The sequence below is a fragment of the Acinetobacter nematophilus genome (assembly GCF_026344175.1).
GTDB classification, from domain to species: Bacteria; Pseudomonadota; Gammaproteobacteria; order Pseudomonadales; family Moraxellaceae; genus Acinetobacter; species Acinetobacter nematophilus.
In genome coordinates, this window is record NZ_JAPKMY010000002.1 from 520,864 (window position 1) to 545,437 (window position 24,574).

The following is a 24,574-nucleotide window of genomic DNA, read 5'->3' on the forward strand; positions in this document are numbered from 1 at the left end:
CCTGCCCTATTTCACTTATATATAAGTATATATAAATAGTCTGATGACATATTTGTTGTAAATACCGAACACCAAATGATAGAGGATAAAAGGTGTTGCTATGGATTTGAACATGTATATCACCAATAAGTTTAAGAATTTTAATGAGTTTCTAGAAACTCATTGGCATGATTACCCCAATAAATACAAAGAGATCCAAACTTTACTATTTTTTCAAGCTTACACCACTACTCCCTTTTCCGATAAATTTGAAATCAACATTTATCAAGCTCTAAAATATCCAACACTTAGGCATTATTTCCAACAGATTGAAAAATATATTCATATCCCGCCCAAACATCTTTTTCCAAGCTCCTTTCATCGCCCGTATGAACACATTTTAAATGAATTAAAATATTTAAGTTTTTATCAAGACCCGTTTGAAGTGCATAAAAAATTAGAAAAAAACAGAGATACTTTGAATAAAATTTCTATTCCTGTTTCAAGTCATGACATTTATAGAGAAATTTTACAGCAGCTTAGTGCAAGTTTCGAATATATTGCAGATCCCAAAGTGCTCACTGAGCTGAAAACCAAACTTATTTATCAATGGCAGGACATTCATAATCTAGAAACTGTAACAGCTTACAAATCATTGGAAAAAATTAAAAACACTTTAAAATGCTACCAACAGAATGCTCATTCCGACTTCTATTTGAACTTGATACAGCTTGGTGAAAATCAAAGGGTTGAATTTAAAGAACGTACCACAGATTTACTTACCAATCGTAAATCTGATAAATGGGTTAAAGCCTGTTTTGCCTTTATGAATACACGAAATGGTTATGTATTTATTGGGGTGGCAGACGATCTAAAAATAGTGGGCGTTGAACAAGAACTTGCCGAACACTTTAATGATTCACTTGATTTAATGAAAAGAAGTTTGATAGACAAGCTTGCACATGAAAGCAATAAAATCTCAAATATTTACACGACATTGGAAGAAATACAGATCCAGGGAAAAACAGTATTGGTGTTCAAGTGTAATAAGTCCGATCGTCCTTTATATTATAAAGGCGAATTATTTATGCGGACCAATGGACAGACAACACGGGTACCACCAGAACTAATCGAAAGTTTTCGTATAGAATTTTATTGCTAGTCTTAGGTCAGTAAAAACATTTAGAGAAAAGAATTAAAAAAATATGGATTACCCTCAATTTAAATATCATCCCAATGCATACAGACTTGATCTATTTGAAAATCAAATCGGTAGGTGTTCGATTTGCAATCAACAACATGATTTAAAGTACATAGGTTGTTTCTATAGCGTAGATGAACCCGACTATATCTGTCCATGATGTATTGCCAACGGCGCAGCAGCACAGAAATATGATGGAGAATACAATGATTACTGCAGCATTGAAGGAGTTTCTTCAAAGCCAAATGATGCATTTCCAAAAACAATCCTGAATTTTTAGATGAAATCTGTAGACGGACACCAAGTTATCATCGTTGGCAACAAGAAGTTTGGCTCGTGCATTGCAATGCACCATGTCAGTTTATTGCTTATGCTGATAGTGAAATGCTCAAACCGATTTGGAATGAAGCTAAAGCCGATATCGAAGAAAATGGCTATCCATTAGAGCTAATATGCGATCACCTCATGATCGAAGGTGATTTCACAGGCTATCTGTTTCAATGCATCCATTGCCGACAACATGGCTTACATATCGATTGCAGCTAGACAGAAAAATTAATCAGCATTCATGTCAATCAAAAAATAAAAATTATCAATCACTTAACGAGATAATAATTCAGTCAAATGCTGTTTCACTTCCAGCCATTCTTCTTTTAAAATACTATACATGACTGTATCACGTACTGATCCATCTTTTCTTAAGGCATCCTGACGCAAAATCCCATCACGCTGGGCGCCCAATCGTTCGATTGCTTTTTGACTTTTGAAATTGCGAATATCCGTACGTAATGCAACTGAATTGGCGTGTAAAGTTTCAAAAGCGTACTGAAGGAGCAGAAATTTACAACTGGTATTGATATGACTACGTTGTACAGACTCGCCATACCATGTATAACCAATTTCAACACGACGTACATCCCAGAGAAAATCTCTAAAACTGGTTGTACCGACAATTCGCTGTGTATGTTGATCGAAAACCACAAATGGAACACGTAAACCTTGTGATTTTTGCTCAAGGGCTTTTGCGATATATGTCTGCATCTGCGAGTAGTGTGGTACCGAGGTATAGTCCAACTCCCATAACTTTCCATCCTTACATACCTCCATCAATGCCAGTGCATGTTCTGCCTGCAATGGCAACAGCTGTACCTGTGATGTTTGCAGTGATGTGTAAAGCGGTGAAAAAATATCCTGATTCATAGCAATTACACCAATGTAGAGAAAGCTCCCCGATTGTCCGCTATGTTTTTGAAACTTTTATGATCAAAATATGAAATTACCATGACAATTCATGAATTATAAATGATCTGATTTCTCAATAATCTTTGATATAACAAGATGCTGCGCTTTTACAATCATTTCGAGAAAAATATGAGCTTATGCTTTTTTAATCTGACTTTTGTATCATTTTATATTTTTCAATCGCTTCGATAAATTCTTCTTAAAAAAACGTTATTGCTGAAACAAACTGTCTTTAGAGCAATTCTGGTTAAATAATAGACCATTCAAAGACGGAGATACAAATCAAGAATAAATCTACCGAGGTTGTCAGATTGACAGCTCAACATTCGACACTTAACATCTTGAACAATCTCAGATTCGCAGTTATTGGTTTTGTTTTGAATTTTCAGTATCAGTTAAAAATAATTTCTACAATTTGTGTAACCCTTGCAATCACAGCATGCTCTTCTTTAGGCGGTGGTTCTGTGCAAAAACGCGCAGCCAAACTTTCGACAGGCATACAGAAGGCTTATTCAGTTTCCCCAGATATTGCAAATAGAGTCTCACCTTTTATTGTACAAAGTGCAGATCAATATAATGTCGATCCATTACTGATTGCAGCTACAATTCGCCAGGAATCCAGTTACCGCAGTTATGTCACTTCTCCATCAGGTGCAGTTGGTTTAACACAGATAATGCCACGTTTCTGGCAACAAGCATGCCCTGGAGATTTATTCGATGAATATACCAATGTGCGATGTGGAACCATGATTTTAGCAAAATACAACCAATCTGCAGGAAGTTGGAAAAAAGCATTGGCTTATTACAATGTGGGACCGACAAATTACGAAACAAACCGTAAGATGAAACGTCAAGGGAAAAGATATGCCAAACAAGTGAAACAGCATGAAAAACAGTTAAAATCTTCCTTGTAGAAATCTAACAGTAAAATTTATCTATCAACACATTAAGCCCTCTCTTTGTCATGCTTGAGAGGGCTTAATGTATAGTCGATGCAACCTAGAACAGCAGCGGTATACGATTCAACTTAGGGGAACTTAATCTGCAGAAATATCTTCAAATAGCACAGAAGACAGATAGCGTTCGCCCGCATCTGGTAAAATCACCACAATTGTTTTTCCTGCATTTTCAGGACGAGCTGCCAATTGTGCCGCTGCTGCTAATGCCGCGCCACTGGAAATCCCCACAAAAATACCTTCCTGAGTTGCACTTTTGCGTGCAAAATCAATGGCAACTTGGTTTTCAATAGCAATCACTTCATCAACCAAATCTAAGTTTAAATTTTTAGGAATAAAGTTTGCGCCGATACCCTGTATTTTATGTGGACCAGGAGTTAAGGTTTCACCGCGCTTGATTTGTCCAATGATTGGAGAGTCAGCAGGTTCAACCGCAACTGAGTGAATCGCTTGATTTTTGACATTTTCAAAATAACTGGAGATTCCTGAAATCGTTCCGCCAGTACCCACACCAGCCACAAGAATATCAACTTTACCTGCGGTGGCTGCCCAAATCTCGGGACCTGTAGTTGTTTCATGGATTTTAGGATTGGCTGGATTTTCAAACTGTTGCGGTAAGTAATATTTTTCTGGTTGCTCTGTAGCTAAACGCACGGCTTCTTCGACTGCACCTTTCATCCCTTTTGCAGGCTCAGTTAGAATTAAATTCGCACCTAAGGCTTTTAATACTTTACGACGCTCAATACTCATGCTGGCCGGCATGGTTAACGTGATTTCATAACCTTTTGCTGCTGCTACAAATGCCAGCGCAATCCCTGTATTGCCACTGGTTGGTTCAACAATGTGCATGCCTTTTTTTAAAAGCCCCTTGGCTTCTGCATCAGCAATCAATGCTGCACCAATGCGGTCTTTGACAGAAAATGCAGGATTACGGCTTTCTGTTTTTGCTAAAACAGTTGCTCCACCTGTAATCAGACGATTGATACGAATTAACGGTGTATTGCCAATGGATTCAGCATTGTTGGCATATACGGCGATACCTCGATTTTCTGTGTTGGGGAAATTTGGATCTGTAGACATGGTCTTTCCTTGAATTTAAATGAGTTTATATCAATCTATCACAATGCTGTGGCATGACACTTTGATATTCAGTAACTGAATTTAATTATAGCAACAATCAAACAGTTTATTGATATAAATCATAAGTTTAGTTTTTACGCAATGTATTTGACTGAATTGTCAGCAAATCAAAGTATATATTTGTATATTATTTCAAGCATAATAACCCTATAACTCATCTAAAGAGAAGATTATGGCAAGCAGTGCTTATCAAAAATTTTACCGTCAATTTACAAAAAAAATCTTAAATAAAATTGTCAGCCCACAAGTTCTGGGTGATACACAAACACTTGAAAATACAATCAATGATCCAGATACAGCACATTTTCCAATTTGCTATGTGATCCAAGATGATTCGACATCAAATAAAGTCTTGATTGATAATGAAACTGAAAAAAGAAAGCTTAGTCCTGCATTCGCACCTCTTCAACTTTCTTCCGACTATCAAGAAGATGATTCTTTTATAACTTTAGAGCCGACAAAAAGTAATGCATCTGCATATTACCCAGATAAAATCATTCGTCTGGTTGAGTTTTTATTGAAACATCCTGAACAGGATGTATTGCTGATCCCGACGACGATTTTATGGGGACGTGCCCCTGAAAATGAGGACAGTTGGTATAAAGCACTGATGGCAGATGCTTGGGCAAAACCGACAGGTATTAAACAAGCGCTCAACATCACGCTTTATGGCCGTGACAATTATATCGAGTTCCATCAAGCAATTTCTCTGCGTCAATTGATCAATTCAGCCATCGAACTTACACCGAATTTCTCACCTGCTCATTATGTGGTTACTGAGCTGAATAAACAGTTTAATGGCTATAAAGAAGCTATTCTGGGTCCTGATATTTCAGATCGTCGTAATGTGATTAATAAATTGATGACCACTGAAGCGATAAAAGAAGCCATTCTTAATGAAAGTATTCATAAAAAAATCAGTATCAATGAAGCTGAAAATCTGGCACATCAGTATTTAGATGAAATCGTTTCTGATTTTTCCTACTCGACGCTGCGTTTTGCTGAGATTGCATTAACCAAACTTTGGACCCAGTTATATGATGGAATCGAAGTACATAACTTTGATACAGTGCGTGAACTCGCCAAAGATTACGAGATTGTCTATACCCCATGCCACCGTAGCCACATTGACTATTTATTACTGTCTTATGTGATTTATAACCGTGGGCTGATGGTTCCACATATTGCAGCAGGTATTAACCTGAACATGCCTGTGGTTGGGCAATTGATGCGTGGTGCAGGTGCCTACTTCATTCGCCGTAGTTTCAATGGCAATGCACTATACACGGCAGTTTTTAAAGAATATATCTACAGTATGTTGAATCGCAACACACCGATGGAATACTTCATTGAAGGTGGGCGTTCCCGTACTGGATTATTATTACCGCCTAAAAAAGGCATGTTAGCAATGACGATCCAAAGTTATCTACGCGGAAACAGTAAACCTATTGCTTTTATCCCAACTTATTTCGGCTATGAAAAGCTCATTGAAGGCAGTTCATACATCAAGGAATTGGGCGGTCAAAAGAAACAGGCTGAATCTTTATTTGGTTTATTAAAGTCTATTCAAAAAATTGAAAAAGTATTTGGTGTGGTACATGTTAATTTGGGTGAACCTGTTTTTCTTGAAGATATTCTGCTAAAAAATCAAGCACCCCAACATGTCGGATTGCACGACGAGATCCCTGACAGTGTCAAAGCCAGTGTAAATGATGTTGCAATCGACATTTTGGAAAATATCAACAAAGCTGTAGTGATCAATCCAATCAGTTTGATTTCTCTGGTATTGTTAAATGCGCCTACACATGCCTTAGCTGAACGTGAAGTTTTAGTTCGTTTGGAACAATTGCGCAATTTATTGAAACACCATCGCTATGATGAGCGTATGCAAATCACTGAACTCTCCAACAAAGAAATCATTCAATATGCTATGAAACTCAAACAAGTTGAGTTGATTGAACATGACAATGAACGCTGGGTAAAAGTCAGTGATCTTCAGGTCGGTTTACTGAAATATTTTAGTAATAACATCCTGCACACTTTTATTTTGCCTGCTCTGATTGCAAAAGTATTAAAACGAAATACCGAGCAACAGCATTTTAAAATTATAAAATCTGAATTATTTTCACAGGTGATTGCACAATATCCATCAATCCATAAGGCATTTTTCTTAAAATGGGATGAAACTCAAGTGGATACCCAAATTGAATGTATTCTTGAATATTTCAGTGCTGAAAAATTGATTGATATAGATGCAGAGCAGAATATCAATATTTCAAAGGCTGATCCTAAAATTCGCTTACTTTCAGCACTTGCACACTTATATGATGTCAATGTGGTGAAAGAGGCTGAAAAAGACGTAAAGGATAAATAACAGTCATGTAAATTTGAATCAATCTATACGGGGATTAACTCAAAAACAGTGGTTTTGATCTCCCAGTATAGATAGCGTAGACTACAAATATAATTAAAATTTTAAAATATAAAGTTTATCAACGTATTGAAGACTTGAACCCAATAAAACCATAATAATTGGACACTTGTGCGAAAGTTTTAACGAAACTAAAACCAGCGTTTAGGTAGAGATCAGTCATGTTTTCTGCGCTCACCAAAGCAAAATCATCAGTAATGCGATCTGCCATAACCTGTACTTGCTTTTCATGTAATCCTAAATCTAGGGTCAAGGTTTTTAAAGCGTCCAAATCCTGTTTATTTTCAAATTGAGTCAATTCTACACTTAGACATATCCCTGTATTGCTTAGGCTATTTGCAATATCTTTAAAAAAAACTAATTTGCTTCCAATTGGAACAAAATGCGAGACCAAAATTGCCAAGGCTGCATCAAAAGTTGTGGTGATATTTTGCAGTATTGAGCTATCACCCACGATACATTGAATTCGAGATGATAGCCCTGAATCATCAATATGTTGTTTGGCTTTTTCGATCATATTTGGAGCAGGATCAATTGCAGTAAATCTCCAAAGTGGAAATTTCTCTGCCAAATACTGTAATTCATACCCTGTACCGCATCCCACCACCAGAATATCGGCTTGTGAAGGTACATAAGTCTGTAGTAAAGCATGGACTTGTAAATGAAACAGTTCATAACCCGGGATTAATTTACGGATATGTTCGTCATAACTTTCCACCACTCTTGGATCATTAAAATCCTTTGCCATAATTTCCCCCTCCTAATTAACGTTTTAAAAAAAATGATTTATAGATGAGTCATCAACCCGCTGAAATTAAAGTAACATGAGTTCGATAAAAATTTAGGATGAAATATGATATCCAAAGATGTCATTTACATCTCTTCCAACCAAGAGCTCTTTTCAGCTTACACCTAATCAGAACTAAGACTCGCCACAGGTTCAAGCGGCGATTGGATAAAAACTCAGCAAGAATCAACCAAAACCATTGTGTTAAGAAGCTAAAGATAGGGGCAGCACGAACTTAAATTTAACTATGTTTTACTTTTACGGCTTGTAGACAAAAATCTGCAATTTGTTTAACAAAATATTCTTTATAGGTTTTATCGAAGCGTTTTGTTTTTGCAATACTGAGGGGCTCAATCACAACGAATGTCATTGCTCCCACGATACATAATGCGGTGGTATTTAAATCTTCAAATATAAACTCACCTGAGTGTCGTCCTTCAGTCAAAATTTTAATAATACTTTCTTTAATTAATTGCTTGCTTTGGAAGCGCTCAAGCTCAAATTGCGGATCAACAGGTTCAAACAACAGGGAGTATGACAATCGTGGGCTATTCATCGCCCTTTTGACAAAGGTTGTCACTGCGCGATGCAATTTTTCAACAGCAGTTAATTCAGTATGGGCAATATCATTCAAAATATTCACTTCAATATGAATAGCAGCATTTAAAACTTCGATCAGTACTTGATTTTTATTTTCAAAATAACGGTAAACCAAACCACTTGATACACCCGCTCGATCAGCGATTGCTTGAATTTGAGCGTCTTTAAATCCCCCTTGTGCTACCAGTTCGCGAGCTGACAATAAAATCATCTCACGATTCTGCTGCATTTTTTCTTCCATGACAGAGGATCTTTTATAATTCATAGCAATCTGTAAGTTCCATTAAAATAAGATAATTCAGGTTAAATACTAATAAATTTTAAATCAATAAGCTATCAATCTGCGTGATTTCATCGTGATATCCATTTTTGTTATCTAAAAAATAATGCTTTGGTTATGCGCTGAATTTTTACAGAAATGAAGGATTAAGCATGGTTTAAACAAGCCAATCCTTTAAACAATTCTATTAAAATAATCATTAAAACATGATTACTTTGTCCGTTAATCCCCCCTTAATCGGTCACTCATCCCCTTTTTTCACATGATCAAAAATGCTTCACTCTTCCTATAAAGTGTTTAAATAAAATCAGTGAAACTAATGACTTAAGATAGCTTAATGGTTTCCATTTTATTTTAATTTTATGACCGTAATAACAAAAACATTCAAGGAACGAACAGCATGAAAACACAGCCACTTCTTCTCAGTATACTCACCCTATTCTCGACAGCTTATGCACAGGCGGCTGCAATGGATCAATCCGGACAATCCATACTGGCATTTCTTGAAGACAAAAACTATTTTGAAGCCAGCATTTCCGCAGTTGATCCAGATGTTTCCGGTAAAGTCAGGAATCGTCCAGATTTGGTCAATGCTGGTAGTAATGATCTGAGTACTGGCGATATGGCACGATCATTTCAATACTATAATGCAGCATTGAAGCTTCAAATTGCACCAAAATTTTCTTTTGGCGTGATTTACGATCAACCCTATGGTGCGGATATTGAATATCCTTTACGTAGCAATAATACTTTTTCTGATACTGAAATTTCCATGAAAGGTACTTCAGCCCATGTAGATACACAGAATATAACCATGCTATTGGGTTTTCAGCCAAATACACATTTTAATTTGTATGGTGGTGGCGTTTATCAGACGGTCAAGGGATCAGTATCTTTACGCGGCAATTCCATGAGTGTATTCAATGGTTATGACGCAAAATTCAAACAGGACAGTGCTGCAGGATGGATGGCAGGTGCAGCTTTTCAAATTCCCGAAATTGCCTTAAAAGCCGCAGTAACCTACCGCTCTAAAATTAAACACAAGATTGATGCGCAAGAAACGATTTTTGGTGAATCACTGGCGATCACTCAAGATAAAGCGACTGAAATCAATACACCTCAATCTGTCAATGTAGACTTACAAACTGGTGTTTATAAAGACACCATTGCATATTTAAATGCACGCTGGGTAAACTGGAAAGATTTTAAAATTCGCCCTACCCAATTCGGCGCCTTAACCGAACTTGCCACGGCTGAACTGAGTCAAGGATTGTATTCGGGAGGATTCAATCTCGACGATTATCAAAAAGACCAATACAATTTAACACTCGGTCTGGGACATCAATTTACTGAAAAATGGGCAGCTTCAGCAGATGTATCATGGGACTCTGGTACAGGTAATCCTGCTTCTGTGTTAAATCCAACCAAAGGTGGGTGGGGATTGGGGATTGGTGTGCAATACAATCCGACTGCAGACTACTTTATTGCTGGAGGCATTAAATATCTATGGATTGGTGATGCAACAGCACAGGATGGAACATATTATATTCCTGTTCCAGGCGCTTCTGAAATCGCACAACAAGGCGACTATAGAAATAACAATGCTATCGGTTATGGTCTAAAAATCGGCTACCGCTTCTAAAAACAACGATTTGGTTAAACTTATTTTTTAGCGTAGACTTCATTCTGGCGTATATATTTGAAGAATGAAGTCTTTTTTATTGAAAAAATTCATTTCATCGTCATTTGTGAATGCTAAAAACTTTAATGATCAATATGAATAAAAATCAACTTTCAATTTAAGGGTAATAATATGAAATTATTAAATTTAACAGCAATGATTGCTTTAGCAACAGCGTTAACGGCATGTGGTGGGTTGCCAAAGGAATGCGAAGAATCTTGGAAACATATGGAAGATTTAGCAAAACAGAGCGGTATTCCTGAAGATTCGCTGAAAGAACAGAAAAAGGCTTTTGAAGAAGAAATCAAAAAATTGTCAAAAGAAGATGCAATCAAAGCATGTAAAGCACAATCATCAATTATTGGCATGGTTAAATAATTTAATCAACATCGATATATGGATGTGTCTTTATCCACATCCATATATTCTTCCACCATTTTTAGTCCATGATTAACGGCACTGCTCTGCTTCTGTATAAACAAACATAGGACCTAGATCATATATTTGATCATTTCTTTTGGCTTGTGGAATGTATGCGCTTGAAATGCTTCCATCTAAATATAAAGCCTGATCAGTCTTGAGTTGGGTTTTAAAAATATCAGCAAATGCATAAAAATTAATTTTGCCACGACTAATCACAAAATAGAGCTGATTATTTTTAACACCCACGCCATTCCTAACTTTCAATGAATCTGAGTCTTTTACAAAGATTGGATTAATCTGCCCATTGATGACCAACATCGGACCAGATTGTGTTGCAAAGCGTGCTTTAAACTTAGACTTCTGATACTGGGGTGTGGTTTGAATTACCGCTCGATGATCATTCCATGCTACCACACCATTCGGTTGCATAAAGAAGTTACCAAATTTATTCTTTTGTTGATTCAATTCAACCTGTTGTTTGTTTTGCTCGATATACAGTCCGACTGGTGTGAAATTGGCATGATACATCCCTGCATTCATAGCAAAACTGATATTACATTGCTTCAGGTTCTTCTGTAACGCAGCGAATTTCTTATAGGGTCTAGCCTGTGGGTCTTTGAGGAATAACTGTAGCTTACTCAAATCATCAATCCGCACCACATCTGCTATCACTTTCTGATCTTTACTGATTTTGATATAAGTCGTCTCAGCATGTAGCTGAAATGGAAAAGTACTCAATCCAATACTGGTCAGAAAGCTGTACATCCAATATCTCAAAGGCATAAACTTTAATTCCAAATCATCTTTTCAATTTTTTAATTCATAATGCATGCTATTTTGCATTTTAAATGTAATTTTTTACTTAATTATCACTTTAAGGGCTATTAAATTCATTATGCATCGCTATAATCATTCTATCCTTTCAATTAAATACATGTGTACAATTTATTTGAACTGAGTGGCATATGCAGACAAAACAAATAACGAAATACCCGATTGGAGCACATTTAATCGTCAAACATTTTGGCTATAGCCATCATGGCATTTATGCAGGACGAGGTCGCGTGATTCATTATTCTGGTTTTGCACATTTCTTTAAAAAACGTCCGATAGAAATGACCTCTCTGGAAAAATTCTCACATGGTAAAACCATTCGCATACGTCTTTATGAGCAACCCAAGTTTTCGGGTCGCCATGTCGTACGCCGTATGCGCTCACGTATGCATGAAAACAACTACCACCTTATTATCAATAACTGCGAGCATCTCTGCAGTTGGGCAATTACAGGGATTGAAAGTAGCCCTCAAGTGGTGAAAATGATGAATCGATTAACCACAATTGGTTATATCAGTTCAATCATGACCTATATGAATGGCTTATTTTTAACTGTTGCCACCACCTGTTTTGCTTTGGTGCTATATATCAAAATGAAACTTAGAGCTCAGTCCAAACTCAAACTCCCAACTTATCTATCATTAAAAGAACAACAAACCAAGAAGTAGTTCTTTTAATGCACAGATCGGTGAAATGGTCAAGCCAACACCGTTAAAATGGTGGAAATTTATCTTCAACCAAACTCAATACCAAGCCATGTTCCAAATAGGCTTTTAAACCATCCAACACCGTTGTAAATCCGCCAGTCGCGTCTATAATAAATTTAATCAGTTCAGCGCCCTGCAATGGGATATCATAATTGCGAATAGTGACATACGTTTGCTCGGCACCCACTTCCTCAAAGATGAAATCCACAGATGTTTTAGGTTCTCCCCAAACAATTTGAATCAATTTATTTTCAAGAATATTAAAAACCATGACCTTTGATTTTACTTGATATTTATCCCAACTCCACTGCACAATTTTGCCTTCTTTTAATGGACCGGTCGCACTGTTGAACCAAAACTTAGTGGTTATTTCAGGATCAATAAATGCATTGAAAACCTCGGATATCGGTTTACGAATCAGCATTTGTGTTTCAATTGTTGGATTCATTCTTATAACTCTTTTATAGGGATAACGATTGGATGAACAATAGCATACTGATCGCATAACCAGATACGAATCAGTATCAGATTTTTGTTAATAAATTTATAGCTTTAGTGATTAATAACTGATGATTCAATCAAACAAAGATGTTGTTCTGAGAAGTGAGGGATTGCCTACACAAATCTATTTAAACTCTAGATGTAAAACATGCAATTGAATAGCGATCATTCATTCAAGTAAATTAAGTAAAATTTTTCTCAAAATATAGGGCTGTCAAAGCATCTGATCGATATGATGCACATTTCAAAAATGGGGATTACTCCAAATGACAAATATAATCAACCACTTCTGTCGATTGCATACTGAATCGGCTATTTGCAGGAACTGTAAAAAACTCACCTGAATGGTACACTTCCGTTTCTTCACTTTGCTCTCTTTTTACAAAGCATTTCCCAGAAATAATTTCGATTTTTTCGCTAACATGTGTTTCAAATATCAACGGTTTCTCAGTAGGTAAAATCACACCTAATGTTTTTTTTGAACCATCTTGACATTCAATAACATAACTAATTGATCGCCCTTTATAATGTACATTAGGCTTTATATGAACCGTAACAAAATCAAATTGGGAAGACATTGGCTTATCCTGATTATTATTTGTACGCTTAATATATCGCTATTCGATATCATTGCTCAATCAATTTCGCAATCAAAAAAACCTAGCCGAAGCTAGGTTTAAAGTCGAGAAAGATTTGGCGCTCAATGCAAATATTATTTGCCCGGTTTAAAACTGTCTTTTAAATCCAAGATACGATTGAACACGGGTTTTGCAAGCGTATGATCATACTGATCTGCAACAAAATAACCTTCTCGTTCAAACTGGAAACGATCTTCCGGTTTAGCTTGAGCCAAAGCAGGTTCAACCACTGCTTGTACGGTTTTTAATGATTCAGGGTTTAAAAACTTCAAGAAATCATCATCGGCATCCGGTGCGGCTTCAGTGAATAAACGATCATAAATACGGACTTCAGCTGGAATCCCTTGAGTAGCTGAAACCCAATGAATAACCCCTTTTACTTTGCGCCCTTCAGGATTTTTACCTAAAGTTTCAGGGTCAATTGAACATTTCAGCTCAACAACCTCACCGTTTTCGTCTTTAATCACTTCGTCACACTTGATCACATAGGCATGACGTAAACGTACTTCACCTTCTGGAACCAAACGTTTAAAGCCCTTAGGGGGAACCTCTTCAAAATCCTTACGATCGATGTAAATTTCAGAAGTTAACGGAATAACACGATCACCCATATCTACATTTGGATGACGTGCATGGGTTAAATCCATATCTGCTGGCAAGTTGGTTAATGTCACTTTTAATGGATTTAATACAGCCATCCCTCGAGCTGCTGTATTTTCAAGTGATTGACGAATGCAGAACTCAAGCATTGCCACATCCACAATACCATCAGTTTTAGATACCCCTACACGCTTGCAGAAGTCACGTAGACCTTCAGGAGTAAATCCACGGCGGCGCATACCGACCACTGTTGGCATACGGGGATCATCCCAACCGCTGACATAATTCCCTTCAACCAATTTGCGCAATTTACGTTTAGAAGTAATCGTATAGTCTACATTTAAACGACTTGATTCATACTGACGTGGTACAGCCTTTGAATGAACCTTTTCAACAATCCAATCGTAGAATGGGCGGTGGTCTTGGAACTCCAATGTACATAATGAATGGGTAATGCCTTCAATTGCATCTGACAATGGATGCGCATAGTCATACATTGGATACATTTTCCATTTATCACCTGTTTGATGATGTTCGGAATGAAGTACACGATATAAAATTGGATCACGCATATGCACATTCGGAGAAGCCATATCAATTTTGGCACGCAATACGGCTTCACCTTCTGCAAATTCACCATTATTCATTTTTTCAAAACGAACAAGATTATCTTCAATAGAAGTATCTCGATAAGGTGAGTTTTTACCTGGTTCTACGAAATTACCACGGTTAATTCTAATTTCTTCAGGGCTTTGCAAATCTACATAAGCATCGCCTTGTTTGATTAACTGGATTGCCCAAGCATGCAATTGATCAAAATAGCTTGATGCATAACGTGGTTCACCATTCCATTCGAAGCCCAACCATTTTACATCGTTGGCAATTCCGTCGACATATTCTTGTTCTTCAGCATCAGGATTGGTGTCATCAAAACGTAAGTTACATAAGCCTTCATATTCTTCTGCAATACCGAAATTCAAGCAAATCGCTTTAACATGACCGATATGCAAATAACCATTTGGCTCAGGTGGAAAACGAGTCACGACTTGTTGTGTACGACCTGTTGATAGATCATCAGTAATCACTTGACGTACGAAATCTAAGCCCGGTTGTTGTTCTTGCTGCGCATTATCGACAGGGCTGGCATTATTTGTCGGGCTTTTCGGCAGTTCTGAAACAACATCATTTGGCTTCATAGTTGATAAATCACTTCTAAAAGTTAAAATTGAATATAGAAAATGCGATTTTATCCTTTTTAACAAAAGAATTTCACATTTTTACTTGCTATGTAGTTTACAGTTTGCTTATGCTTCTCTCAACCAAAAACCCATGACATTTTTCGTCATGATTAGGAGATTATAGAATGAGTTTTCCTCAAGTCGAATTAAACACCAACAAAGGACGTATTGTTCTTGAACTTAACTCTGAAAAAGCACCAAAAACTGTTGCTAACTTTTTAGAATATGTTCGTGATGGTTTTTATGATGGCGTAATCTTCCATCGTGTTATTGACGGTTTTATGATCCAAGGCGGTGGCATGGATGAAAACTTTAAAGAAAAAACAACCCGTGATTCAATTGAAAATGAAGCTGACAACGGTTTGAGCAATGACGAAGGTACGATTGCAATGGCACGTACACAAGCACCCCACTCTGCTTCTGCACAATTCTTTATCAACGTAAAAAATAACTCTTTCCTTAACCATACAGGTAAAACTGCACAAGGCTGGGGTTATGCAGTATTTGGTAAAGTGACTGAAGGTATGGATGTTGTTGAAGCGATTAAAGGTGTTCGTACAGGCAACCGTGGTTACCACGCTGACGTTCCGCTTGAAAATGTAGTGATCGAATCTGCAAAAATCATTGCTGAATAATAAATAAATCCTACTTTTATACTTTGATTAAAGAACAGCACTGCATCCCGTCATAAAATGCTGAGAGTAGGATAATTTTATAGGAAAAAAAGTGACCTATCTGTTTATCGCTGATTTACATTTGTCACCAGAACACCCTCGACTGGTTCGAGGGTTTTTTGCTTTATTGGATCATTATAAAACGCAAAACACTCAATTGTTTATTCTTGGCGATTGGTTTAATGCTTGGATCGGCGATGATTATACTGCGCCTTGGCTCAATGAAGTTGTTCAACATTTACAAGCGTTTAACCAAGCAGGTAATCAAATTTACTTTCAAGTTGGCAATCGTGATTTTGCTTTAGGTCAAGCGTTTTTGGATCAGTTTAACGGCCAGTTACTTCCTGAAATTTATCATTTTAAAATTGCGCAAACGCAGTTCCGTCTTGAACATGGCGATGCATTGTGTACTGATGATGTTGCTTATCAAAGATTTAAGAAAGTCATCCGTCATCCTCTGGTATTGAAAATCTTAAAAACTACGCCTCTCAGCTTTAGGCAGAAACTTGCCCATGGTTTTCGTAAACAAAGCCGCGAATCACAACAAAACAAATCTTACGAAATCATGGATGTCAATCCTAAGGCTGTAGAACAGGCTTTAGAAAATTCAGATGTCTTGATTCATGGACATACCCATCGTCCAGCAATTCATGATGTAAAGAATAAACCTCGAATTGTTCTTGGTGATTGGCGAGAAAAAACTTCTGAAGCAATGCTTTTGGAAGTCAATGAAAATGCGGAATGGCGATTGATTCAATGGGTAATTCAATAACAACTTGATCACACAGATCGCATGCAGAAATGGATACTATTTATTTTCAGGCTTGTATAGCAGCATCATTTAGATACAACACCATTTACCTGCGCACCATTCATTACACGGGTTTAAATAAAATCTTTAAAATCTGAAGATGAAATAGAAAATTCAGTTAAAATTTATACAAATATTTCAATTCACTCATGATTTTCATATTTATTTACGATTTTAAGATTCCTTATAGTATGTTTGAGTATATAGTATATCGATAGTTTACGATATATGAGCCCCCCCCTATGGATTTATTGACTGTAGCAAAAATACGTTATACCACTAAAGCTTATGACACTTCAAAAAAAATACCACAAGCACAATTTGAGCGTTTAGTTGAAATTTTGCGGTTAACTCCATCCTCACTCAATATTCAGCCATGGCATTTCTTTATCGCAGATCATGATGCGGCAAAACAACGCATCGCAAAAGCCCTTATCGGCAAATATGCCTATAACGCGCCCAAAGTGTTGGATTCATCACATACAATCGTATTCTGCACCCAAGCAGACATCACTGAACAGCATCTTGAAAATTTACTTCGACAAGACGATCTGAGTGGACGCTTTAAAGACGAACAAGCCAAACAAGATCAAAATGATGGACGCAATGGGTATATTTGTTATTATCGCAACGAAAAAGGTGATATTCAACGTTGGTCAGAAAATCAAACCTTTATTGCGCTTGGGCAAATGCTTTTAGCCGCAGGAATTGAAGGAATAGATGCTACTCCCATTGGTGGTTTTGACGAAGCAATTTTAACAGAGGAACTTGGTCTAGTTGAAAAGAACTTAATTCCTTCTGTTATTATGACGCTTGGTTATCGCAGTGATGTCGATTTCAACGCCAAATTACCCAAATCTCGTCTTGCTCAGAAAGATATCATTACTCGTCTTTAAGTCTGAAATGTTGATTAGACAATAAAGATTAAGAGGGGCATATCCCCCTCTTACTTTGACATTCAGATCATATCACCCAGAAAATGCCATTTACATTTAATTCATTTGTATCTACAACATGGCCCAAAGCTAGATCGGATGTGAACTTGCAACCTCCTGACTGATCATCACGGCAGTTGCAGCAGATAAGGTCCAACCTAAATGTCCATGTCCTGTGTTATAGAATACACGTTCACGTTTACCTCGTTTTACCACAGGCATCATATTGGGCATCATTGGACGTAAACCTGCCCATGGCACACAATGCTCCGTTGATATATCAAAGTTTTTATTGACCCAATCCGTTAAAGGCTGGATACGGTCAGAACGAATATCACGGTTATAGCCATTAAATTCAGCTGTGCCTGCGATCCGTAGACGATTCGCACCTAAACGAGACGTTACAATTTTTGCACTTTCATCGAGCAAGCTGACCCATGGTGCACCATTGATACTTTGTTCATCATTGAGCTGGACCGTGATGGAATACCCTTTTACAGGATAAACATTTACTCGATCACCTAACTGATTGGCCAACTTATAGCTTCCTACACCACCACAAATGACTACGGCATCAGCGCTTAACTGCTCGATAGTCGCCGAATGTCCTTCCATATTTTCTACACTCGGATGGTATTGAATATTTATCCCTTTGGACGTGTGCTCTACATTAACTACTTCCATTCCAAATAAATATTTTACGCCATACTTTTCAGTTGCTTTCGCCAGCCCTGTTGTGAACTTATGAATATCTCCAGTTGCATCACCTGGACAATAAAAACCACCGTAATATTCGCCAGTTAAACTTGGTTCTATAGCCTTAATTTCCTCATTGGTTACTGCATGACGCTCTAAGCCGCCTTTGCATAACAGTGCATTGACACTTGTTGCAACTTTATAATCATATTCAGAATGGTAGAAATGTAAAATTCCACGTTTTTCTAAATCAAAATCAATACCTTCTTGCTCTGCAATGCTAAACAGCCTTTGACGCGCTAAAAGTGCCATTCTGACTGTGTCTTGGGTATTGGCTTTATAGTGCTTGATATTACCGAGGAATTCCACCAACCAAGCATATTTATGTAGGTCAAAGGAAGGATTCAGCAACAACGGTGCATCTTTTTTTGCCATCCATTTGATGCCCTTGAGTACGGTTGATTTTTGATTCCATACTTCGGCATTACATGCAGATAATTGTCCACCATTGGCAAAAGACGTTTCCATAGCAGGAAATAGATGTTTATCAATAACAGTAACTTGATACCCTAATTGAGCAAGTTCGTAAGCTGAGGTTACACCTGTAATACCCGAACCAATAATAACCACATGACACATACACACACTCCTTTGAAATGCAATTCTTTTCATTACATTGTCAATGTATGCCCCATCTGTCATGTGTACCTGAGAGCTTCGATAAAAACCTAAACTATTTAGATCTTACCTTCCCCTTCGGTGAGTCATTTCTTTTTGTTTTCAATAGAATGACTTCTCTCCAGAGGTTTACGATAATTACAGTCCTTTTGCCTGAGAGTTTCCGGGGTCGTTGCTCCTTCGGCGAATCTACAAGAGACTTCTCTCCTGCAATCATCTTTCCTTTTATATAGCAATGTATATGCCATTTTAAATAAAATAGATACACTTTTGCGGTAATCAATAGTAAAAATTATTCTGACTTACCAAACTCAGCTAAAAATTGCTGTTTATCCTCATCCGTCAAGAATCTTAAAATATAAGCTTGAATGCTTTTTTGTTTTAATTGTGCTGCTTGCTCAATTTTAGTTAATGCCTCATTTAATTCAGCCATATTTTCAGCATATAAGTGCTCCAGCCAAATGGATTCGTCAACATCTTGTTCAGTTAAAATCAATGCGACACCACTTTCTGAAACCAATGCTTCACTAAGTTCGACACTCATATTACATTGTGTATAAGTCTTACCTGTCCACGAGTTGACCAGCAATTGTATATGTAACGCGTCTAGTTCTAACGCTACATATAAATCAGTCGCGGAAAAATACATAATTCTTTCAAATTCTGATTCATAGGCATAAGCTGCAAAATCATCTAATAAATGTTTAATCTGACCATTCTGAGTATTTGCGATTACAGCAATACCATCTACAGCAAAACGTAAAACTTTTAACGCATTCATTTTCTACTCGATAGTTTTAATCAAATTTGATGATTACATTTGATCCTATTTCACTTTAGCCATGATTTGGCTGCAAAGTTAATCCACTGTAATCTAAAATTTAATCCTAGATTGTATTTAATAGTTCATTTAACTTTTGAATATGTTCAACGGCATGAGTACACTGCTCAATATTGCGTATACTGTGATTTTGGTGATTACATACTCCAACTGATTCATCAAGATAAAAATCCTGTTGCAGGACTAAACCATTCACTAAACAGCTTGCAATATAATCTTCATGTCCTTGAAAAGATTTTATATTCGATAACCGTTTTGCAATCAGTGCTGTAACAACTGTTGACTGGTTTTGCTCAACAGCCAACATTGGCAACAACAATAGGAAATGTAGATCTGTCAATTGCAAGCGCTGAAACTCTTTCAAGCTAAAAAACCATGCTTCAAAATGCCCTCCAATATTACCGATATATAAATCATTGAGATAATAACGAATTTCCTCTGGTGTAAACTGAATATCAACGTAGAGCTTAGAACGGATTGCTAAATGATAATTCCGCTTTGCTTGATCTGTATATTCAGGTAAAAATGACATGTACCATTCTTTAATCTCTCGAGAGTAAAGGTCTAAGCCTGTCATTTCCTCAATCGCTTCATCCAAATTCAATTCTTTTTCTTCATCAAAACCACGTAATAATGCAATAAACCAGTGCCAAAAATGGTCATTGCTGAATCTAATTTCATTTTCCAAAATATGTTGACTCATTGATTCTTGCTTAAATGTAATTAATTATTTACTGCATCATATCGAAACATGTTTAAATCGTCATATTCAATTTGTGGTGTCGTTCCTGAAATAATATCGGAAAGCAATTTTGCCGAACCACAGGACATGGTCCAACCTAATGTGCCATGTCCAGTATTTGTATATAAGTTTTGATACTTGGTTTTACCGACAATCGGCGTCCCATCAGGAGTTGCAGGTCTTAGTCCCGTCCAGAAATGGGCATCTGTAATATCACTGGCGTTAGGGAATAATTGCTGAAGTACCATCAATAAAGTATCTTCTCGGCTTGATTTTAAAGAGCGGTCAAAACCATTAATTTCGGCCATTCCTCCCACTCGAATACGATCATCAAAACGGGTTAAAGCAATCTTATAAGATTCATCTAAGATCGTGGAAATTGGTGATAATGCAGGATCAATGATCTTGGTGGTGATCGAATAGCCTTTTAATGGATATACAGGCGCATCAATATCCAACTGTTTTAACATTTCATGACTGTAACTGCCCAAGGCCATCACATAGACATCACCTTTCAATGTACTGCCATCCTTAAATTGAATGGCAGCAATCCGATCAGAATCTTTTTCAATTTTTTCGATTACAGTGTTGAAAAGAAAATTCACACCTTGCTGTGCAGCAAGTTCAGCCAACTCTGTCGTAAACTTTTGACAGTCACCAGTCTGATCGTTGGGTAAACGTAACCCACCGACAAAGTCTACCGTAGCATGTGCCAAAGCGGGTTCAGCTTTGATTACGCCGGCTTTATCCAATAATTCAAATGGCACACCTTCATGCTTTAAGACTTCTGTATCTTTGCCAGCAACATCCAACTGTTGTTGTTTACGAAAAAGTTGCAAGGTTCCCAACTGACGCTCATCAAAATGAATTTTCGTTTCCGCACGCAGCTCATCCAAACAATCACGGCTATATTCTGAAATTCGCACCATTCGCTCTTTATTGATTTGATAGCGATTGATATTACATTCAGCCAACATACGAACCATCCATTGATACTGATACATATCTCCCGTCAGTTTAATGGCAAGGGGGGAATGTGGTTGAAACATCCATTTAAATGCTTTTAAAGGAATGCCGGGAGCAGCCCAAGGTGATGCGTATCCTGGTGAAATCTGCCCAGCATTGGCGAAACTAGTTTCTAGTGCTACATTGGGTTGTCGGTCAATGACTGTCACCTCATGACCCGCTTGTTTTAAATAATAAGCCGATGTTGTTCCGATAACACCTGCGCCCATAATGATGATATGCATACTGAACCGAACCTTATACGAATCTATCGTCTTATAATCAATCGTGATGTGTTATACGCTATTTTGTCACTCTTTTAATGTAGCACTTAGACAGAATTTGGCAATATACAATTCACATTGAGCGATTAAGATCACATATACTACTGAATTATCGTTTTTTATATTTGATCAACATCAGTTGAATAAAATTTTTTAATCAAATATGCTCAAAGGAACCATCATACTCAACTGTGTGAGGCAGTACTTGTTTTTGGAGCTATTGTTTCTGCAATTGATTAACTGTGTTAAGGATTATTGAATCTCAAACATGATTGCTGACCGCAACACAATAAAAAACGCTCTTCATCTATGACGATTCAGAGAGTTTTGTAGAATCGATCCAACCCAGGTATTTATCGATGGGTATGAATGGACATCACGATTCCAAAACTTGCCAGCAATGCGATCACAGCCGATCCACCATAACTCATTAATGGCAATGGATCACCTGTGACAGGTAAGATACCACTCACCATTCCTGAGTTCACAAAAACATAGAAAAACAATGATAGACCAATTGTTCCAGCCAAAAGGCGCCCATAATTATGGAAACTGTTTAAACTGATGATCATGCATCTAAAAATCATTGCGGTATACAATGCAAATAAGAAAAATACCCCAATAAAACCAAATTCTTCTGCATAAGTCGACATGATAAAATCGGTATGGTGTTCTGGTAAGTAACCCAACTGAGATTGTGTGCCTTCTAAGAATCCGCGACCCGTCATTCCTCCTGAACCAATTGCAATTTTAGACTGGATAATATTCCATCCTGCGCCCAACGCATCTGACTCAGGATCAAATAAAGTCATGATTCTTTTCTTTTGATAGGCTTGCAGCACAAATGTCCAAATCAACGGAAAAGCCATTGCTAAAGCAGCCAAAGTACCGATGATTAAAGTCCATGACATGCCACTGAGAAATAAGGCAAAGACCCCACCAATGACAATACCAATAGCTAAGTCAGGCTGTAGCAGTGCCAGCCCAAATGGCACCACCATAATGATTAGAGCCACCACGATATGTTTAAATTTCGGAGGCAAGGGATTACGTGCAAAATACCATGCCATCATCAATGGCATGGCAAATTTCATAAATTCACTGGGCTGCATGCTGCCAATTCCAGGGATGGTTAGCCAACGTTTTGCACCTAAGCGTACATCACCAATCAACAACACCAAAATCAGTAAAAAAATAGCAAACAGATAAAACCACGGACTAATCGCTTGATAAACTTTTGGAGGGATTTGTGCACATACAAACAGCAAAACAAAGCCCACACTAAAACTGACAGCTTGGCGAACCACCATGGTCATATCTTCAGAAGAAGCACTATAGACCATTAATAGACCAAGAACCATATTGATTAATAATAAGCTCAATAGCCAAGGATCTAGGTGCAATCTATCCCACCGCGACATTTTCTGATTAATACTTAAACCATCTCGAACGGACTGACGTAAAAACTTATACTGGGGCGAGGGTGTCATAAATGCAAATCTTAAACCTAGCTTAATCTAGCCAAATTATAGAGATAAATATTCAAGGAGAACATCTATCCTTTAAGAATTATTTTTAATTTCGCAGCTTTTTAATGCGATTGTTGTGACTGTAAAATTAACTTTGCCAACTCCAAATCGTCAGGATAGGTAATTTTAATATTATCTGAACGCCCCATCACGACTTTGACAATCTGATTACTGTGTTCTAAAGCACTCGCCTCATCTGTAATCAAGACCCCATCTTCCAGTGCTTTTTCAATGGCAGTTTTTAAGATTGAAAATGTGGATATTTGAGGTGTTTGTGCTTGCCATAATTGATCACGGCTCACTGTTTTGACAATTTTTTGTTGCTGATCAACAAACTTTAAAGTATCTCTTACTGGAATCGCAAGAATCGCATTGCTATTCGAATGGATTGCTGTATTGAATAGATCAACAAGACACTCCTGTGTCACACATGGACGTGCAGCATCATGTACAAATACAAAATCATCCGCCTGCGCAAACTGTTCTAAATACATTAAAGCATTTAATACAGAGTCAACACGCTCGTTGCCACCCAAACAAAAATGACTTAAATGTTTATTTTTTAGAGCCAGGGTTTGGGCATAATGGTCTTGCTCACCAATTGCAAGCACATAACCTGCAAGTGGCAACGCATTTAAACGGTCAATTGTATGCTCTAAGACTGTTTTATTTTGAATTATTTGATATTGCTTGAGTTGTGTTTTTGAAAAACGACGACCTGAGCCAGCAGCAGGAACAATTGCCCAAATTTTACGGTTGGTCTGGCACAGGTTCGTTTTCGTCTTCATTGGTTCTTAAGTCTGCATTTGGATCTGTATAAATCTGCTTGTAATGGGTACTGATGGTACTCATTTGTACAAATGTTTCATGTGGCTTCACTAGACCGAGGTCTAAACGTGCATGCTCTTCTATGGCTTCAGAACCATTTTTCAAATCATACACTTCAGCAGCAAGGATACGGTTACGTTCTTTTAGATCAGCATTGACTTCAGCTTGCTGTTCAATTTGCTGCACTAAAGCCTGGTGAGGAAAATGACCTCCCTCACCAAACCAGAAGCGATATTGCAATACTGCAACGATTAAAATCGCCAGTACTGCAATCACTTTACTTGAAGTTGTTTTAAAGACTTCTAACATTTCA

At 37.3% G+C, this 24,574-nt stretch carries 26 protein-coding genes and 1 riboswitch; of the genes, 11 read left to right on the forward strand and 15 right to left on the reverse strand.

The features are described from left to right. Positions 1-100: 100 nt before the first annotated feature. From OSH00_RS06185 to OSH00_RS06195, 3 genes are all read left to right on the forward strand, one after another. Positions 101-1,141 carry an AlbA family DNA-binding domain-containing protein gene (locus OSH00_RS06185; RefSeq protein ID WP_338150151.1) on the forward strand — a complete coding sequence of 347 codons (1,041 nt, stop codon included), beginning with the start codon at positions 101-103 and terminating at the stop codon, positions 1,139-1,141. 43 nt (positions 1,142-1,184) lie between these two features. Beyond that, positions 1,185-1,340, forward strand: coding sequence for a CbrC family protein (locus OSH00_RS06190; protein WP_266129699.1), 156 nt, complete (start codon positions 1,185-1,187; stop codon positions 1,338-1,340). A gap of 125 nt (positions 1,341-1,465) precedes the next feature. Next, the gene (locus OSH00_RS06195) at positions 1,466-1,726 is read left to right on the forward strand and encodes a CbrC family protein (protein WP_266129853.1); all 261 of its coding nucleotides are present in this window, start codon (positions 1,466-1,468) and stop codon (positions 1,724-1,726) included. A 54-nt stretch (positions 1,727-1,780) separates the two neighbouring features. Here the strand turns inward: OSH00_RS06195 and OSH00_RS06200 are convergent, their stop codons facing one another. Next, positions 1,781-2,380 (reverse strand): GNAT family N-acetyltransferase, encoded by a 600-nt coding sequence (locus OSH00_RS06200; RefSeq protein WP_266129700.1) that lies wholly within the window; start codon positions 2,378-2,380, stop codon positions 1,781-1,783. A 419-nt stretch (positions 2,381-2,799) separates the two neighbouring features. Between OSH00_RS06200 and OSH00_RS06205 the strand changes: the two genes are divergently transcribed. Next, complete coding sequence (locus OSH00_RS06205) at positions 2,800-3,336, forward strand: lytic transglycosylase domain-containing protein (RefSeq protein WP_196076817.1); 537 nt, start codon at positions 2,800-2,802, stop codon at positions 3,334-3,336. A 123-nt stretch (positions 3,337-3,459) separates the two neighbouring features. Here OSH00_RS06205 and cysK read toward each other — a convergent pair whose 3' ends face one another. Then, a complete protein-coding gene (cysK, locus tag OSH00_RS06210) occupies positions 3,460-4,458 on the reverse strand; it encodes a cysteine synthase A (protein ID WP_196076799.1) in 999 nt (332 codons plus the stop codon). Between the two features lie 232 nt (positions 4,459-4,690). Here cysK and plsB point away from each other — a divergent pair, with 232 nt between their 5' ends. Continuing rightward, positions 4,691-6,892, forward strand: coding sequence for a glycerol-3-phosphate 1-O-acyltransferase PlsB (gene plsB / locus OSH00_RS06215; protein WP_266129701.1), 2,202 nt, complete (start codon positions 4,691-4,693; stop codon positions 6,890-6,892). A 118-nt stretch (positions 6,893-7,010) separates the two neighbouring features. On the opposite strand, the gene OSH00_RS06220 is transcribed toward plsB, so the two are convergent. Further along, complete coding sequence (locus OSH00_RS06220) at positions 7,011-7,697, reverse strand: class I SAM-dependent methyltransferase (RefSeq protein ID WP_266129702.1); 687 nt, start codon at positions 7,695-7,697, stop codon at positions 7,011-7,013. Positions 7,698-7,977: 280 nt separating this feature from the next. Next, positions 7,978-8,601 carry a TetR/AcrR family transcriptional regulator gene (locus tag OSH00_RS06225; protein ID WP_196076796.1) on the reverse strand — a complete coding sequence of 208 codons (624 nt, stop codon included), beginning with the start codon at positions 8,599-8,601 and terminating at the stop codon, positions 7,978-7,980. Positions 8,602-9,016: 415 nt separating this feature from the next. Here OSH00_RS06225 and OSH00_RS06230 point away from each other — a divergent pair, with 415 nt between their 5' ends. Both OSH00_RS06230 and OSH00_RS06235 read left to right on the forward strand, forming a co-directional pair. Then, on the forward strand, positions 9,017-10,258 hold the full coding sequence (locus OSH00_RS06230) for an OmpP1/FadL family transporter (RefSeq protein ID WP_266129703.1): 1,242 nt from the start codon (positions 9,017-9,019) through the stop codon (positions 10,256-10,258). A 171-nt stretch (positions 10,259-10,429) separates the two neighbouring features. Beyond that, positions 10,430-10,675 carry a hypothetical protein gene (locus OSH00_RS06235; RefSeq protein ID WP_196076794.1) on the forward strand — a complete coding sequence of 82 codons (246 nt, stop codon included), beginning with the start codon at positions 10,430-10,432 and terminating at the stop codon, positions 10,673-10,675. Positions 10,676-10,747: 72 nt separating this feature from the next. Here the strand turns inward: OSH00_RS06235 and OSH00_RS06240 are convergent, their stop codons facing one another. Beyond that, a complete protein-coding gene (locus tag OSH00_RS06240; RefSeq protein ID WP_266129704.1) occupies positions 10,748-11,503 on the reverse strand; it encodes a phosphodiester glycosidase family protein in 756 nt (251 codons plus the stop codon). A 182-nt stretch (positions 11,504-11,685) separates the two neighbouring features. Here OSH00_RS06240 and OSH00_RS06245 point away from each other — a divergent pair, with 182 nt between their 5' ends. Beyond that, complete coding sequence (locus tag OSH00_RS06245; protein WP_266129705.1) at positions 11,686-12,222, forward strand: lecithin retinol acyltransferase family protein; 537 nt, start codon at positions 11,686-11,688, stop codon at positions 12,220-12,222. Between the two features lie 43 nt (positions 12,223-12,265). Here OSH00_RS06245 and OSH00_RS06250 read toward each other — a convergent pair whose 3' ends face one another. From OSH00_RS06250 to OSH00_RS06260, 3 genes are all read right to left on the reverse strand, one after another. Then, on the reverse strand, positions 12,266-12,709 hold the full coding sequence (locus OSH00_RS06250; RefSeq protein WP_266129706.1) for an SRPBCC domain-containing protein: 444 nt from the start codon (positions 12,707-12,709) through the stop codon (positions 12,266-12,268). 310 nt (positions 12,710-13,019) lie between these two features. Then, positions 13,020-13,340 carry a pyrimidine/purine nucleoside phosphorylase gene (locus tag OSH00_RS06255; RefSeq protein ID WP_196076790.1) on the reverse strand — a complete coding sequence of 107 codons (321 nt, stop codon included), beginning with the start codon at positions 13,338-13,340 and terminating at the stop codon, positions 13,020-13,022. 134 nt (positions 13,341-13,474) lie between these two features. Then, entirely contained in the window at positions 13,475-15,196 is a 1,722-nt protein-coding gene (locus OSH00_RS06260; RefSeq protein ID WP_266129707.1) for a glutamine--tRNA ligase/YqeY domain fusion protein, read from the reverse strand. Between the two features lie 167 nt (positions 15,197-15,363). Between OSH00_RS06260 and OSH00_RS06265 the strand changes: the two genes are divergently transcribed. The 3 genes from OSH00_RS06265 to nfsB all read left to right on the forward strand — a co-directional run bounded on the left by OSH00_RS06265 (position 15,364) and on the right by nfsB (position 17,619). Further along, positions 15,364-15,873, forward strand: coding sequence for a peptidylprolyl isomerase (locus tag OSH00_RS06265; RefSeq protein ID WP_004830577.1), 510 nt, complete (start codon positions 15,364-15,366; stop codon positions 15,871-15,873). 91 nt (positions 15,874-15,964) lie between these two features. Beyond that, positions 15,965-16,684: a UDP-2,3-diacylglucosamine diphosphatase gene (locus tag OSH00_RS06270; protein WP_266129708.1), complete on the forward strand. Its 720-nt coding sequence runs from the start codon at positions 15,965-15,967 to the stop codon at positions 16,682-16,684. A 281-nt stretch (positions 16,685-16,965) separates the two neighbouring features. Beyond that, complete coding sequence (gene nfsB / locus OSH00_RS06275) at positions 16,966-17,619, forward strand: oxygen-insensitive NAD(P)H nitroreductase (protein ID WP_266129709.1); 654 nt, start codon at positions 16,966-16,968, stop codon at positions 17,617-17,619. Between the two features lie 129 nt (positions 17,620-17,748). Here nfsB and OSH00_RS06280 read toward each other — a convergent pair whose 3' ends face one another. The 7 genes from OSH00_RS06280 to ftsB form a co-directional block, all read right to left on the reverse strand. Continuing rightward, complete coding sequence (locus tag OSH00_RS06280) at positions 17,749-18,993, reverse strand: D-amino acid dehydrogenase (RefSeq protein ID WP_266129710.1); 1,245 nt, start codon at positions 18,991-18,993, stop codon at positions 17,749-17,751. Positions 18,994-19,163: 170 nt separating this feature from the next. Continuing rightward, a riboswitch (glycine riboswitch) is annotated at positions 19,164-19,252 on the reverse strand. Between the two features lie 72 nt (positions 19,253-19,324). Next, positions 19,325-19,813: a hypothetical protein gene (locus tag OSH00_RS06285; RefSeq protein ID WP_266129711.1), complete on the reverse strand. Its 489-nt coding sequence runs from the start codon at positions 19,811-19,813 to the stop codon at positions 19,325-19,327. A gap of 106 nt (positions 19,814-19,919) precedes the next feature. Beyond that, complete coding sequence (locus tag OSH00_RS06290; RefSeq protein WP_266129712.1) at positions 19,920-20,576, reverse strand: Imm19 family immunity protein; 657 nt, start codon at positions 20,574-20,576, stop codon at positions 19,920-19,922. Positions 20,577-20,596: 20 nt separating this feature from the next. Then, positions 20,597-21,865 carry a D-amino acid dehydrogenase gene (locus OSH00_RS06295; protein ID WP_266129713.1) on the reverse strand — a complete coding sequence of 423 codons (1,269 nt, stop codon included), beginning with the start codon at positions 21,863-21,865 and terminating at the stop codon, positions 20,597-20,599. Between the two features lie 392 nt (positions 21,866-22,257). Then, positions 22,258-23,394: a rod shape-determining protein RodA gene (gene rodA / locus OSH00_RS06300; RefSeq protein WP_266129714.1), complete on the reverse strand. Its 1,137-nt coding sequence runs from the start codon at positions 23,392-23,394 to the stop codon at positions 22,258-22,260. Positions 23,395-23,495: 101 nt separating this feature from the next. Then, positions 23,496-24,221 carry a 2-C-methyl-D-erythritol 4-phosphate cytidylyltransferase gene (gene ispD / locus OSH00_RS06305; protein WP_266129715.1) on the reverse strand — a complete coding sequence of 242 codons (726 nt, stop codon included), beginning with the start codon at positions 24,219-24,221 and terminating at the stop codon, positions 23,496-23,498. After that, a complete protein-coding gene (gene ftsB / locus OSH00_RS06310) occupies positions 24,184-24,570 on the reverse strand; it encodes a cell division protein FtsB (RefSeq protein WP_196076781.1) in 387 nt (128 codons plus the stop codon). The genes ispD and ftsB overlap by 38 nt, the downstream gene beginning before the upstream one ends. Between the last annotated feature and the right edge of the window lie 4 nt (positions 24,571-24,574).

Coding starts and splice junctions, on each gene's coding strand:
- OSH00_RS06185 (WP_338150151.1), top strand. CDS start 101: ATGGATTTGAACATGTATATCACCAATAAGTTTAAGAATTTTAATGAG.
- OSH00_RS06190 (WP_266129699.1), top strand. CDS start 1,185: ATGGATTACCCTCAATTTAAATATCATCCCAATGCATACAGACTTGAT.
- OSH00_RS06200 (WP_266129700.1), bottom strand. CDS start 2,380: ATGAATCAGGATATTTTTTCACCGCTTTACACATCACTGCAAACATCA.
- cysK (WP_196076799.1), bottom strand. CDS start 4,458: ATGTCTACAGATCCAAATTTCCCCAACACAGAAAATCGAGGTATCGCC.
- plsB (WP_266129701.1), top strand. CDS start 4,691: ATGGCAAGCAGTGCTTATCAAAAATTTTACCGTCAATTTACAAAAAAA.
- OSH00_RS06220 (WP_266129702.1), bottom strand. CDS start 7,697: ATGGCAAAGGATTTTAATGATCCAAGAGTGGTGGAAAGTTATGACGAA.
- OSH00_RS06225 (WP_196076796.1), bottom strand. CDS start 8,601: ATGAATTATAAAAGATCCTCTGTCATGGAAGAAAAAATGCAGCAGAAT.
- OSH00_RS06230 (WP_266129703.1), top strand. CDS start 9,017: ATGAAAACACAGCCACTTCTTCTCAGTATACTCACCCTATTCTCGACA.
- OSH00_RS06235 (WP_196076794.1), top strand. CDS start 10,430: ATGAAATTATTAAATTTAACAGCAATGATTGCTTTAGCAACAGCGTTA.
- OSH00_RS06240 (WP_266129704.1), bottom strand. CDS start 11,503: ATGCCTTTGAGATATTGGATGTACAGCTTTCTGACCAGTATTGGATTG.
- OSH00_RS06245 (WP_266129705.1), top strand. CDS start 11,686: ATGCAGACAAAACAAATAACGAAATACCCGATTGGAGCACATTTAATC.
- OSH00_RS06250 (WP_266129706.1), bottom strand. CDS start 12,709: ATGAATCCAACAATTGAAACACAAATGCTGATTCGTAAACCGATATCC.
- OSH00_RS06255 (WP_196076790.1), bottom strand. CDS start 13,340: ATGTCTTCCCAATTTGATTTTGTTACGGTTCATATAAAGCCTAATGTA.
- OSH00_RS06260 (WP_266129707.1), bottom strand. CDS start 15,196: ATGAAGCCAAATGATGTTGTTTCAGAACTGCCGAAAAGCCCGACAAAT.
- OSH00_RS06265 (WP_004830577.1), top strand. CDS start 15,364: ATGAGTTTTCCTCAAGTCGAATTAAACACCAACAAAGGACGTATTGTT.
- nfsB (WP_266129709.1), top strand. CDS start 16,966: ATGGATTTATTGACTGTAGCAAAAATACGTTATACCACTAAAGCTTAT.
- OSH00_RS06280 (WP_266129710.1), bottom strand. CDS start 18,993: ATGTGTCATGTGGTTATTATTGGTTCGGGTATTACAGGTGTAACCTCA.
- OSH00_RS06285 (WP_266129711.1), bottom strand. CDS start 19,813: ATGAATGCGTTAAAAGTTTTACGTTTTGCTGTAGATGGTATTGCTGTA.
- OSH00_RS06290 (WP_266129712.1), bottom strand. CDS start 20,576: ATGAGTCAACATATTTTGGAAAATGAAATTAGATTCAGCAATGACCAT.
- OSH00_RS06295 (WP_266129713.1), bottom strand. CDS start 21,865: ATGCATATCATCATTATGGGCGCAGGTGTTATCGGAACAACATCGGCT.
- rodA (WP_266129714.1), bottom strand. CDS start 23,394: ATGACACCCTCGCCCCAGTATAAGTTTTTACGTCAGTCCGTTCGAGAT.
- ispD (WP_266129715.1), bottom strand. CDS start 24,221: ATGAAGACGAAAACGAACCTGTGCCAGACCAACCGTAAAATTTGGGCA.
- ftsB (WP_196076781.1), bottom strand. CDS start 24,570: ATGTTAGAAGTCTTTAAAACAACTTCAAGTAAAGTGATTGCAGTACTG.